Raw genomic sequence first — 12,429 nt, forward strand, 5'->3', positions numbered from 1 at the left:
GCTCCCTCGCCACAGGTCTTGGGTTGCCTGGGCTGACGCCTTCGCGTGCAAGCTCGCTCCCACAGGGGTTGATGGTGGTCATACAAAACCCGCACGCACAAAAAAGCCCCGGCTCACACGAGCCGGGGCTTTTTGTTGAAGCGCTACAACGGCTTAGCCGTTGAACACGTCATCCACGCTCTTGAGCGGGTAGTTCTTCGGATACGGCAGGGTGGCCACGCCAGTCTCGATCGCGGCCTTGGCCACGGCGTCGGAGATCAGGGTGATCAGGCGGACGTCCATTGGCTTGGGAATGATGTACTCACGACCGAATTCCAGTTTGATGCCGCCGTAGGCATCGCACACTTCCTGAGGCACCGGCAGCTTGGCCAGTTCGCGCAGGGCGTTGGCGGCGGCGACTTTCATTTCTTCGTTGATGCGCTTGGCGCGAACGTCCAGGGCACCACGGAAGATGAACGGGAAGCCCAGTACGTTGTTGACCTGGTTCGGATAGTCCGAACGGCCGGTGGCCATGATCACGTCGCTGCGGGTGGCGTGAGCCAGTTCCGGGGAGATTTCCGGATCCGGGTTCGAGCAGGCGAACACGATCGGGTTCGGTGCCATGCGCAGCAGGTTTTCCGGGCTCAGCAGGTTCGGACCCGACAGGCCGACGAAGACATCGGCGCCGTCCAGTGCGTCCGCCAGGGAGCGCTTGTCGGTCGCGTGGGCGAACACGGCCTTGTACTGGTTCAGGTCGTCACGGCCGGAGTGGATCACGCCGGTACGGTCGACCATGAAAATGTTTTCAATTTTGGCGCCCATGCTCACCAGCAACTTCATGCAGGAGATGGCCGCGGCGCCGGCGCCCAGGCAGACGATCTTGGCTTCCGGCAGGGTCTTGCCGGCAATTTCCAGGGCGTTGATCATGCCGGCTGCGGTCACGATCGCGGTGCCGTGCTGGTCATCGTGGAAAACCGGAATGTCGCACTGTTCGATCAGGGCGCGCTCGATCTCGAAGCACTCAGGTGCCTTGATGTCTTCCAGGTTGATGCCGCCGAAAGTGATGGAGATGCGTTTGACGGTGTCGATGAAGGCTTGCGGGCTTTCGGAGTCGACTTCGATGTCGAACACGTCGATACCGGCGAAGCGCTTGAACAGCACGCCCTTGCCTTCCATGACCGGCTTGGACGCCAGTGGGCCGAGGTTACCCAGGCCGAGAATCGCGGTGCCATCGGAAATGACTGCAACCAGGTTGCCCTTGCCGGTGTATTTGTAGGCCAGCTCAGGATCGCGAGCGATTTCGCGTACTGGCTCGGCTACGCCGGGGCTGTAGGCCAGCGACAGGTCGCGGGCAGTGGCGGTGGCCTTGGTGAGCTCGACACTCAGCTTTCCTGGACGAGGATTAGCGTGATATTCGAGAGCGGCAGTTTTCAGATCAGACATGTGGGCATTCCGCTTTTTACTGTGTTGGACAGACGGACCGCCGAGGATACGCGCCTCGCAAAGTCCCTACAAGACTGACCAGTCACTCCTGTCAAGCGCCCTGCCCTACGACTTTGGGCCAAGAGCCAGTAAACACAAGGGCTTCATGGATACAATAACAGGTAGAAATGTCTACAATTATTTCCGCCTGAGCACCGCCTCAAACATTGCCGGATCAGTCAGAGGCAACATCCACCGCTCCTGCCCGGGCTTGGCCGCACCGCGCCGAGAACGATCGACAACCCAACCACGGGCTTCGATGGTCCGGCCTTCCAGGCCCTTGAGCATCGAAGCGTCAAAGCTGCGCTGCCAATTGGCCGCAATATGCAGGACAACCGAGCCTTGCAGCTCGATCCAGATCCCGCCGCGATTGCGTTGCACACTCTCTACGCGGCCGCTGACCAGCGCAAAACCGGGCGCCTTGATCTGCTCCGCGCGCACGACGGGTGACTTCTTCCATACCCCCAGGCCGGCTTGCCGCGCCTTACGCTCCGCCGCCTGCTGGCATTCGACCAGGTCGACATTCGGCGCGACCGCGACCAGGAAACCCAGCCCCTCGGCAATCAACTGCTCTTCCAGGTTCCGGCCCTGCTGGTCATAGACATGGGCCAGCGTGCGCCCGTAGTCGTCCCGGTCGTCCTTGCCGGGCAACACCCTGACCCGGCCGGCACTGGCCGCCACCAAGGACTCGAGCCGCTGGCGCGCCGTTACGGCAAACGGCTCGTCGGCACGCCCGCGCTTTCCCAGCTCCGGGCTGTTGAGGCCAATCATGCGGATGCGACGACCATCCTCAAGGGACAAAGTGTCGCCGTCCACCACGCGCTGCACAGCCACTTCGGGCAGCCCAGCCGGAGACGGGCACGTCGCCTGGGCGCCAGAGAGCCAAATCGCAGACACAAAAAAGGCGCCCGCTAGGGACGCCTTTTTCATCAACCTGGAATAGCCGGAACGACTTTCCAAGACGATCAGCCTCAGGCTTTTGGAGTAACTTTGCCGAAAGCACCGAAACGATCGGCGAACTTCTGAACGCGGCCGCCGGTATCCAGAGTCTTTTGCTTACCGGTGTAGAACGGGTGGCATTCGTTGCAAACGTCGATCGCCAGGGCTTTGCCGTAGGTCGAACGGGTTTCGAACTTGTTGCCGCAGCTGCAGGTTACGGCCACAACTGGATAGTCTGGATGGATATCGGTTTTCATGGTGTTTTCCTCAGGCTAGCGTGCCGCCACCCAACACTATTGTTGAATACCGCACGTAATTAGGCCGCGGATTCTACCAGACAACATCGATCACGCAAGCTACAACTTGTACCAACCGTCTGCTAGGCTCCCCGCCTCATGCGCAAGCTCTCTGTGGGAGCGAGCCTGCTCGCGAATGCAGCGGACCCGTCGCATGAGTATTGCCTGACACTCCGCTTTCGCGAGCAGGCTCGCTCCCACAAGGATCGTGCCAGGTTTTCTGAATTAGCTTGTCTATCGAGACCCTCCCGCGTGCCCGACGCCATCCTGCGCCTCGCCCTGCCATCACCCTTGCGCCGCCTGTTCGATTACCGTGCCCCGGCCGGGGTATCACGCGCCCAGTTGCAGCCGGGCATGCGCCTGCGGGTGCCGTTCGGCCGGCGCGAAATGATCGGGATCCTGGTGGAAGTCACCGATCAGAGCGAAGTGCCGGTCGACAAGCTCAAGCCGGCCCTGGCCCTGCTCGACGCCACGCCGCCATTGCCTGCGGCGCTGTTCAAACTGTGCCTGTGGACCGCCCAGTATTATCAGCACAGCCTGGGCGACACCCTGAGCTGGGCACTGCCGGTACTGTTGCGCCAGGGCGAGCCGGCCGAGGCACGCCAGGAGCGGTTCTGGTCGGTGGCGCCGGGCGCTTCGCTGGATGACCCGCGCATCGCCCGCGCACCGCGCCAACGCGAGGCCCTGACGACCCTGGCCCAGCATCCTCATGGGGTGGCGCACCAGCTGTTGAGCAAGTTGATGCTCAGCAAGGACAGCCTCGACCTGCTGCTGGCCAAGAATCTCGTTCAGGTAGAAGTTCGCCGGCATGCCCCTGACGCACGTCACGAACATTGGCTGGCCCAGCCGGAACTGCCGCTCAACGCCGAACAGCGGGCCGCTTGCGAGGCGATTCGCGCGGGTTTCGACAGCTATCACGCCTTTCTGCTGGCAGGCGTCACCGGCAGCGGCAAGACCGAGGTCTATCTGCAATTGATCCGCCAGACCCTTGAAGCCGGCAAGCAGGCCTTGGTGCTGATTCCGGAAATCAACCTCGGCCCACAGACCCTGGCGCGCTTCGAACAGCGCTTCAATGCGCGTATTGCCCTGGTGCATTCGGCGGTCAACGACCGCGAGCGCCTGGAAGCCTGGCTCGCCGCGCGCGACGGCGAGGCCGACATCATCATCGGCACCCGCTCGGCGCTGTTCACGCCGATGAAAAACCCCGGCCTGATCATCATCGATGAAGAACACGACGGCTCCTATAAACAGCAGGAGGGCCTGCGCTACCACGCCCGTGACCTGGCGCTGGTACGGGCGCGCCAGGAAAACATCCCGATCGTGCTCGGCTCGGCCACGCCTTCCCTGGAAAGCCTGCACAACGCCTACACCGGTCGTTATGGGCTGCTACGCCTCAACGAACGGGCCGGCGGCGCCAAGCAGCCGCGCTTCCTGCGCCTGGATGTGAAAAGCCGTCCGCTGGACAGCGGCATTTCCGGACCGATGCAGCAAGCCATCGGCCAGACCCTGGCCGCTGGGCAGCAGGTGCTGGTCTTCCTCAACCGCCGGGGTTTCGCCCCGACCCTGCTGTGCCATGACTGCGGCTGGATGTCCGGCTGCGAGCGCTGCGACGCGCGGATGACCGTGCATCAGCGCTACGGCGAACTGCGCTGCCACCATTGCGGGCACTCCGAGCGGGTGCCGCGGCACTGCCCGCAGTGCGGGAAAGTGGACCTGCGTCCGGTAGGCGCCGGCACCGAGCGCGCCGAAGAGCGCCTGGGCATCCTGTTTCCCGATTACCCGGTGCTGCGGGTGGATCGCGACAGCACCTCGCGCAAGGATGCGATGAATCAGCTGTTCGCCACGATCCAGAAGGGCCAGCCGTGCATCCTGGTGGGCACGCAGATGCTCGCCAAGGGGCACCACTTCCCGCGCGTGACGCTGGTATCGATCCTGGATGCCGACGGCGGGTTGTTTTCCGGTGACTTTCGCGCGAGCGAGCGCATGGCGCAGTTGATCGTCCAGGTCGCGGGTCGCGCCGGACGGGCCGAGGAGCCGGGCAAAGTGATTATCCAGACCCACTTGGCCGACCACCCGCTGCTGATCCAATTGACCGAGCAGGGCTACTTCGCCTTCGCCGAGCAGGCCTTGAGCGAACGTCGCGCCGCCGGGCTGCCGCCGTTCGCCCACCTGGCGCTGCTGCGGGCCGAGGCCCACAAGCCAGGACAGGCCGAAGGCTTCCTGGATGAAGCGTGCAGCGAGGCCGAGCGCCTGCTGGCGGAACAGAGCCTCAGCGGGATCGAACTATTGGGCCCGGTACCGGCTCCGATGGAACGGCGAGCGGGACGTTACCGCGCACAGCTTTTATTACAGGCCAATGCCCGTGCACCGCTGCATCGCTTGTTGAGCGCCTGGTTGCTGATATTGGAACAATTGCCCAGCGGGCGCGCGGTGCGCTGGTCGCTGGATGTGGATCCGGTGGATTTGTATTGACCGAGGCGCCGCCTTCGCGAGCAGGCTCGCTCCCACAGGGAACCGCGTTCCAGTGTGGGAGCGAGCCCGCTCGCGAAGAGGCCCGAAAGGTCGCCGCACATACCCGCCCGACCCGCTACAGTTGGCAAGCTCGCCCGCGCCACGGATAATGCCCAGTTTTTCCACCAGCGCATCGAAGCGCCGCCGCGCCTGCGGTTGAAAGAGAAGACCATGAAAGACACCATCCGCCAGCTTATCCAGCAAGCCATCACCCAACTCGTCACTGAAGGTGTGCTGCCAGAAGGCCTGTCGCCGGCGATTCAGGTCGAGAACACCCGCGACAAGACCCACGGTGACTTTGCCAGCAACATCGCGATGATGCTCGCCAAACCGGCCGGCATGAAACCTCGCGACCTGGCGGAAAAGATCATCGCCGCATTGCCGGCCGACGAAAACGTCACCAAGGCCGAAATCGCCGGCCCCGGGTTCATCAACTTCTTCCAGAACACCCAGGCGCTGGCTTCGCGGCTGGACGCGGCCCTGGCCGACGAGCGCCTCGGCGTACGCAAGGCGGGCCCGTTGCAGCGCACCGTGGTCGACCTGTCGGCCCCCAACCTCGCCAAGGAAATGCACGTCGGCCACCTGCGCTCGACCATCATTGGCGATGGCGTGGCGCGCGTCCTGGAGTTTCTCGGTGACACGGTGATCCGCCAGAACCACGTCGGCGACTGGGGCACCCAGTTCGGCATGCTGATGGCTTACCTGCAGGAAAACCCGATCACCAGCGACGAGCTCTCGGACCTGGAAAACTTCTACCGCGCCGCCAAGCAACGTTTCGACGAGTCGCCCGAGTTCGCCGACCGCGCCCGTGGCCTGGTGGTCAAGCTGCAGGCCGGCGATGCCGAGTGCCTGGCGCTGTGGACAAAGTTCAAGGACATCTCGCTGTCCCACTGCCAGAAGATCTACGAGCTGCTGAACGTCAAGCTGAGCATGGCCGACGTGATGGGCGAAAGCGCCTACAACGACGATCTGATCAACGTGGTCAACGACCTCCGGGCCAAGGGCATGCTGGTGGAAAGCAACGGCGCCCAGTGCGTGTTCCTCGACCAGTTCAAGACCGCCGATGGCGAGCCGCTGCCGGTGATCATCGTCAAGGCCGACGGCGGCTACCTCTACGCCACCACTGACCTGGCGGCCGTGCGTTATCGCAACGGCGTGCTGAAGGCCGATCGGGTCCTGTATTTCGTCGACCAGCGCCAGGCCCTGCACTTCCAGCAGGTGTTCGAAGTGGCCCGCCTGGCCGGTTTCGTGACCCACCCTATGGAAATGGAACACATGGGGTTCGGCACCATGAACGGCGCCGATGGCCGCCCGTTCAAGACCCGCGATGGCGGCACGGTGAAGCTGATCGACCTGCTCACCGAAGCCCAGGACCGAGCGTACACCCTGGTCAAGGGCAAGAACCCGGAGCTGGCCGAAGACGAACTGCGCAAGATCGCCAAGGTGGTCGGCATCGACGCGGTGAAATACGCCGACCTGTCGAAGCACCGCACCAGCGACTACAGCTTCAACTTCGACCTGATGCTCAACTTCGAAGGCAATACCGCACCGTACCTGCTATACGCCTACACCCGCGTGGCGGGCGTGTTCCGCAAGCTCGGCAAGGGCTTCGACGAAATCGAAGGCCAGATCGTCCTCGAAGCCGCCCACGAGCAGGAGCTGGCGGCCAGGCTGGCGCAGTTCGGTGAAGTTCTGAACAACGTGGCCGACAAGGGCACGCCGCACACCTTGTGCGCCTACCTGTACGACGTCGCCGGGCTGTTTTCCAGCTTCTACGAGAACTGCCCGATCCTCAACGCCGAGACCCCGGCACAAATGCAGAGCCGCCTGCGCCTCGCCGCGCTGACCGGGCGCACGCTCAAGCAAGGCCTGGAACTGCTGGGCCTGGAAACGCTGGAGCGCATGTAACTTGGCCGCGAAGAAAAAACCTGCACCCAAACGCGGCGCCAGTCGTTACCAGCCCCCGGCCAAACAGCCGATTCCGGGCTGGTTGTGGATGGCGATCGGCCTGACTGTCGGCGCATTCATCGTCTTCCTGATGAAGCTCGAACCGGGCCAGGGCGATGACGTCAAGCGCGTTCGGCAAGAGCAGCAGAAAGCCACGCGGATCGCCGAGGCCAACAAGACCCCGCCGAGCCCGACACAACCGGTGAAGCCGAAATACGACTTCTATACCTTGCTGCCGGAATCGGAAGTGATCGTGCCGCCCGATGCGGTGCCGGAGAAGACTCTGCCGACGCCGCAGGTGCCGACCACGCCGGTGACCCCAGCCGAAGCGGCGAAGATCGACACCGCCCGCGCCCAGGCCGCCCTGGCCGGCATTACGCCGCCACCCGCCCCACCGGTGCAGAAGGCCGCGCCGGTGACGAAGTTCTTCCTGCAGGCCGGCTCGTTCCGCAAGGAAGCCGACGCCGACAAGGTCCGGGCGCAGATCATTTTGCTGGGCCAGTCGGTGTCGGTGGAGTCCGGAACCGTGAAGGACGAAACCTGGTATCGGGTATTGGTCGGGCCGTTCAGTAATCGTGAAGAACTGACCAAGGCCCAGAAACAGCTGGCCGGCAGCGGTTTCAGCAACCTGTTGTTACAACAACGCCAAAGCCGCTGATTCTGAAGATGCATTTGTGGCAGCGGGGCTTGTGGCGAGGACCACTAATCCCCTCCCCCGCCCCGCAGTTGAAAAACCCCACGCCACCCCCATATGAGTTCCATCCGGGCATTTTCGCCCCGCTGCGTGGAGACTCTTCCCTTGACCACCATCGTTTCAGTCCGCCGTCACGGCAAAGTCGTCATGGGCGGCGACGGCCAGGTTTCATTGGGCAACACCGTGATGAAAGGCAACGCGAAGAAAGTCCGCCGCCTGTATCACGGCCAGGTCATCGCCGGTTTCGCCGGGGCCACCGCCGACGCCTTCACCCTGTTCGAGCGTTTCGAAGGGCAACTTGAGAAACATCAGGGTCACCTGGTCCGCGCGGCCGTCGAGCTGGCCAAGGAATGGCGCACCGACCGTTCCCTGAGCCGCCTCGAAGCCATGCTTGCGGTGGCCAACAAGGATGCTTCCTTGATCATCACTGGCAACGGCGACGTGGTTGAACCGGAAGACGGCCTGATCGCCATGGGTTCCGGTGGCGCCTACGCCCAGGCTGCCGCCAGCGCCCTGCTGAAAAAGACCGACCTGTCGGCCCGCGAGATCGTCGAGACTGCCTTGGGCATCGCCGGCGACATCTGCGTCTTCACCAACCACACCCAGACCATTGAGGAGCAGGACCTCGCGGAGTAAGCCCGTCCAGGCCCAGACTCCCGCTTGAGGACCGCCAATTATTATGTCCATGACTCCCCGCGAAATCGTCCACGAACTCAATCGCCACATCATCGGCCAGGACGATGCCAAGCGCGCCGTTGCCATCGCCCTGCGTAACCGCTGGCGCCGGATGCAACTGCCGGAAGAACTGCGCGTCGAAGTGACCCCCAAGAACATCCTGATGATCGGCCCGACCGGTGTCGGCAAGACCGAGATCGCCCGGCGCCTGGCCAAGCTCGCCAACGCGCCATTCATCAAGGTCGAAGCCACCAAGTTCACCGAAGTCGGCTACGTGGGCCGCGACGTCGAGTCGATCATTCGTGACCTGGCCGATGCCGCGATCAAGCTGCTGCGCGAACAGGAAATCACCAAGGTTCGTCATCGCGCCGAAGACGCCGCCGAGGAGCGCATTCTTGATGCCCTGCTGCCACCGGCGCGCATGGGCTTCAACGCCGACGCCGCCACGACCCAGGATTCCAACACCCGCCAGTTGTTCCGCAAACGCCTGCGCGAAGGCCAACTGGATGACAAGGAGATCGAGATAGAAGTGGCCGAAATGGCCGGTGTCGACATTTCCGCGCCGCCGGGCATGGAAGAAATGACCAACCAGTTGCAGAGCCTGTTCGCCAACATGGGCAAGGGCAAGAAGAAAAGCCGCAAGCTCAAGGTCAAGGAAGCGCTGAAACTGGTGCGTGACGAAGAAGCGGGTCGCCTGGTCAACGAAGAAGAGCTGAAGGCCAAGGCGCTGGAAGCGGTGGAGCAGCACGGCATCGTGTTCATCGACGAAATCGACAAGGTCGCCAAGCGCGGCAATGTCGGCGGCGCCGACGTTTCCCGCGAAGGCGTGCAACGCGACCTGCTGCCGTTGATCGAAGGCTGCACGGTGAATACCAAGCTGGGCATGGTCAAGACCGACCACATCCTGTTCATCGCCTCCGGTGCGTTCCACCTGAGCAAGCCGAGCGACCTGGTGCCTGAGCTGCAAGGCCGCTTGCCGATCCGGGTCGAACTCAAGGCGCTGTCGCCGGAAGACTTCGAGCGCATCCTGAGCGAGCCCCATGCGTCGCTGACCGAACAATACTGCGCGCTACTCAAGACCGAAGGCCTGAACATCGAGTTCGCGCCGGAAGGCATCAAGCGTCTGGCGCAGATCGCCTGGCAGGTCAACGAGAAGACCGAGAACATCGGTGCCCGGCGCCTGCACACGCTGCTTGAACGCCTGCTCGAGGAAGTCTCGTTCAGCGCCGGCGACCTGGCCAGCGCCCACAACGAAGCGCCGATCATCATCGACGCCGAGTACGTCAACAGCCACCTGGGCGAGCTGGCGCAGAACGAAGACCTGTCGCGGTATATTCTTTAAAGCGGCAAGCTGCAAGCTGCAAGCGGGTCACCTCCAGCTTGTAGCTTGTAGCTTGTAGCTTGTAAGCTGCCTTTATGACCAGACTCCCCACCGCCATCAACCTGCACAAAGCTTCCAAGACCCTGACGCTGAAATACGCGCCGGACGAGGAGTATCACCTGCCCGCGGAATTCCTGCGGGTGCACTCGCCTTCCGCCGAGGTCCAGGGCCACGGCAAACCCATCCTGCAATACGGCAAGCTCGGCGTCGGCCTGACCAAGGTCGAACCGGCCGGCCAATACGCACTGAAACTGACCTTCGACGACGGCCACGACAGCGGATTGTTCACCTGGGAGTACCTGTACCAGTTGGCGGTGCGCCAGGAAAACCTGTGGAACGATTATCTCGCCGAACTCAAGGCGGCCGGAAAAACCCGCGACCCGAATGCGTCCGTCGTCAAGCTGATGCTCTAGCTCAAGGGCTGGCGCATTAGGGCGAATTTTCTAGACTCATCTGCTTGAATGCCTGCGCGGCAACGTCAATGACTGGCCTGCTTGCGAAAAAAATTAAACTCGGGTAACCAATGGAGCTGGCAAGTTCCCTGCAAAGGAACCGGCGAGTTCCTGGCACACGTTTCCTCATTGCCCTCGATGCGGAATTAATGGTCACCCCGAGCAGCGTACCTGGTATTGGCCTTGCGCTTCTGGCACGGTCCCCGGTACTCGTCTGAAGGACAATGGAGCGTCGTAGATGAGCAACAAGAACAACGATGAGTTGAAGTACCAAGCTTCGGAAAATACCCTGGGCTTGAATCCCGTTGTCGGCTTGCGCAGGAAAGACCTGCTGGCCTCTGCCCGGATGGTGCTGACCCAGACCATCAAACAACCGCTGCACAGCGTCAAGCACGTCGCCCATTTCGGCGCGGAACTGAGGAAAGTCCTGTTCGGCAAATCCGAGTTGCAACCCGCCAGTGATGACCGTCGTTTCAACGACCCGGCGTGGAGCCAGAACCCGCTCTACAGACGTTATCTGCAAACTTATCTGGCGTGGCGCAAGGAGCTGCACGCCTGGATCGACGACAGCAGCCTCTCGCCCCAGGACATCAGCCGCGGGCACTTCGTGATCAACCTGATGACCGAAGCCATGGCCCCGACCAATTCGGCGGCCAACCCGGCGGCGGTCAAGCGGTTCTTCGAAACCGGCGGCAAGAGCCTGCTCGATGGCCTGTCCCACCTGGCGAAGGACCTGGTGCACAACGGCGGGATGCCGAGCCAGGTGGACATGGGTGCGTTCGAAGTCGGCAAGAGCCTGGGCGTGACCGAAGGTTCGGTAGTCTTTCGCAATGACGTGCTGGAGCTGATCCAGTACCGCCCCATCACCGAGCAGGTCCATGAGCGACCGTTGCTGGTGGTGCCGCCGCAAATCAACAAGTTCTACGTCTTCGATCTCAGCCCGGACAAGAGCCTGGCGCGCTTCTGCCTGCGCAGCAACGTGCAGACTTTCATCATCAGCTGGCGCAACCCCACCAAGGCGCAGCGCGAATGGGGCCTGTCGACCTACATAGAGGCGCTCAAGGAAGCGGTGGACGTGGTCACGGCCATCACCGGCAGCAAGGACGTGAACATGCTGGGCGCCTGCTCGGGCGGCATCACCTGCACCGCCCTGCTCGGCCACTACGCCGCGCTGGGGGAGAAAAAGGTCAATGCCCTGACCCTGTTGGTCAGTGTGTTGGACACCACCCTGGACACCGACGTGGCGCTGTTCGTCGACGAGCAGACCCTGGAAACGGCCAAGCGCCATTCCTACCAGGCCGGCGTGCTGGAAGGCCGCGACATGGCCAAGGTCTTCGCCTGGATGCGGCCCAATGACCTGATCTGGAACTACTGGGTGAACAATTACCTGCTGGGCAACGAGCCGCCGGTGTTCGACATCCTGTTCTGGAACAACGACACCACGCGACTCCCGGCGGCGTTCCATGGCGACCTCATCGAGATGTTCAAGAACAACCCGCTGACCCGCCCCAACGCACTGGAGGTGTGCGGCACGCCGATCGACCTCAAGCAGGTCAGCGCCGATATCTTTTCCCTGGCCGGCACCAACGACCACATCACCCCGTGGAAGTCCTGCTACAAATCGGCGCAGCTGTTCGGCGGCAAGGTTGAATTCGTGCTGTCGAGCAGCGGTCACATCCAGAGCATCCTCAACCCGCCGGGCAATCCCAAGTCACGCTACATGACCAGCGAAGACATGCCGGCCAAGGCCGAGGACTGGATGGAAAACTCCACCAAGCACACCGATTCCTGGTGGCTGCACTGGCAGGCGTGGCAGGCCGAACGCTCGGGCAAGCTGAAGAAGGCCCCCACCGTGCTGGGCAACAAGACGTATGTGGCCGGGGAAGCGGCGCCGGGCACTTATGTGCATGAGCGGTAAAGAATGCTGTTCGTCCGCTGCAGGACTGGGTTTGCTCACGAATGCCCCCCGGCAGCCGACACTGAATGCAAGGCCCACAGCGTTGGTGAACACAGACTCAGGTTCACAACAGATCCAATGTGGGAGCGAATACTCATGCGACGGGTCCGCTGCAT

At 62.7% G+C, this 12,429-nt stretch carries 10 protein-coding genes; 7 read left to right on the forward strand and 3 right to left on the reverse strand.

What is annotated here, in order from left to right; all coding sequences use genetic code 11:
• Nucleotides 1–153: 153 nt before the first annotated feature.
• The 3 genes from ACE04F_RS02540 to rpmE all read right to left on the reverse strand — a co-directional run bounded on the left by ACE04F_RS02540 (nt 154) and on the right by rpmE (nt 2,657).
• Nucleotides 154–1,422, reverse strand: a complete 1,269-nt coding sequence (locus ACE04F_RS02540) for a malic enzyme-like NAD(P)-binding protein (RefSeq protein ID WP_486104584.1) — start codon at nt 1,420–1,422, stop codon at nt 154–156.
• A 177-nt stretch (nt 1,423–1,599) separates the two neighbouring features.
• Complete coding sequence (locus ACE04F_RS02545) at nt 1,600–2,391, reverse strand: thermonuclease family protein (RefSeq protein WP_486104604.1); 792 nt, start codon at nt 2,389–2,391, stop codon at nt 1,600–1,602.
• Nucleotides 2,392–2,432: 41 nt separating this feature from the next.
• Entirely contained in the window at nt 2,433–2,657 is a 225-nt protein-coding gene (gene rpmE / locus ACE04F_RS02550) for a 50S ribosomal protein L31 (protein ID WP_305497356.1), read from the reverse strand.
• A 291-nt stretch (nt 2,658–2,948) separates the two neighbouring features.
• On the opposite strand from rpmE, the gene ACE04F_RS02555 reads away from it, so the two are divergent.
• The 7 genes from ACE04F_RS02555 to phaC all read left to right on the forward strand — a co-directional run bounded on the left by ACE04F_RS02555 (nt 2,949) and on the right by phaC (nt 12,274).
• Nucleotides 2,949–5,168 carry a primosomal protein N' gene (locus ACE04F_RS02555; RefSeq protein ID WP_486104587.1) on the forward strand — a complete coding sequence of 740 codons (2,220 nt, stop codon included), beginning with the start codon at nt 2,949–2,951 and terminating at the stop codon, nt 5,166–5,168.
• Nucleotides 5,169–5,378: 210 nt separating this feature from the next.
• Nucleotides 5,379–7,115 carry an arginine--tRNA ligase gene (gene argS / locus ACE04F_RS02560; protein ID WP_305497358.1) on the forward strand — a complete coding sequence of 579 codons (1,737 nt, stop codon included), beginning with the start codon at nt 5,379–5,381 and terminating at the stop codon, nt 7,113–7,115.
• A 1-nt stretch (nt 7,116) separates the two neighbouring features.
• Nucleotides 7,117–7,812, forward strand: a complete 696-nt coding sequence (locus ACE04F_RS02565) for an SPOR domain-containing protein (protein ID WP_186639635.1) — start codon at nt 7,117–7,119, stop codon at nt 7,810–7,812.
• Nucleotides 7,813–7,953: 141 nt separating this feature from the next.
• A complete protein-coding gene (gene hslV, locus ACE04F_RS02570; protein WP_003186641.1) occupies nt 7,954–8,484 on the forward strand; it encodes an ATP-dependent protease subunit HslV in 531 nt (176 codons plus the stop codon).
• A gap of 43 nt (nt 8,485–8,527) precedes the next feature.
• The gene (hslU, locus tag ACE04F_RS02575; protein WP_486104590.1) at nt 8,528–9,865 is read left to right on the forward strand and encodes an ATP-dependent protease ATPase subunit HslU; all 1,338 of its coding nucleotides are present in this window, start codon (nt 8,528–8,530) and stop codon (nt 9,863–9,865) included.
• 74 nt (nt 9,866–9,939) lie between these two features.
• Nucleotides 9,940–10,317 carry a gamma-butyrobetaine hydroxylase family protein gene (locus tag ACE04F_RS02580; protein ID WP_486104592.1) on the forward strand — a complete coding sequence of 126 codons (378 nt, stop codon included), beginning with the start codon at nt 9,940–9,942 and terminating at the stop codon, nt 10,315–10,317.
• A 277-nt stretch (nt 10,318–10,594) separates the two neighbouring features.
• A complete protein-coding gene (gene phaC / locus ACE04F_RS02585; protein ID WP_486104594.1) occupies nt 10,595–12,274 on the forward strand; it encodes a class II poly(R)-hydroxyalkanoic acid synthase in 1,680 nt (559 codons plus the stop codon).
• Nucleotides 12,275–12,429: the final 155 nt, after the last annotated feature.

This window comes from Pseudomonas sp. AGC41, assembly GCF_057334555.1.

What these genes read in the sequence shown, in the direction of transcription:
- argS (WP_305497358.1), top strand. Translation starts at nt 5,379, where the DNA reads ATGAAAGACACCATCCGCCAGCTTATCCAGCAAGCCATCACCCAACTC.
- phaC (WP_486104594.1), top strand. Translation starts at nt 10,595, where the DNA reads ATGAGCAACAAGAACAACGATGAGTTGAAGTACCAAGCTTCGGAAAAT.
- rpmE (WP_305497356.1), bottom strand. Translation starts at nt 2,657, where the DNA reads ATGAAAACCGATATCCATCCAGACTATCCAGTTGTGGCCGTAACCTGC.
- hslU (WP_486104590.1), top strand. Translation starts at nt 8,528, where the DNA reads ATGTCCATGACTCCCCGCGAAATCGTCCACGAACTCAATCGCCACATC.
- ACE04F_RS02545 (WP_486104604.1), bottom strand. Translation starts at nt 2,391, where the DNA reads ATGAAAAAGGCGTCCCTAGCGGGCGCCTTTTTTGTGTCTGCGATTTGG.
- ACE04F_RS02580 (WP_486104592.1), top strand. Translation starts at nt 9,940, where the DNA reads ATGACCAGACTCCCCACCGCCATCAACCTGCACAAAGCTTCCAAGACC.
- ACE04F_RS02540 (WP_486104584.1), bottom strand. Translation starts at nt 1,422, where the DNA reads ATGTCTGATCTGAAAACTGCCGCTCTCGAATATCACGCTAATCCTCGT.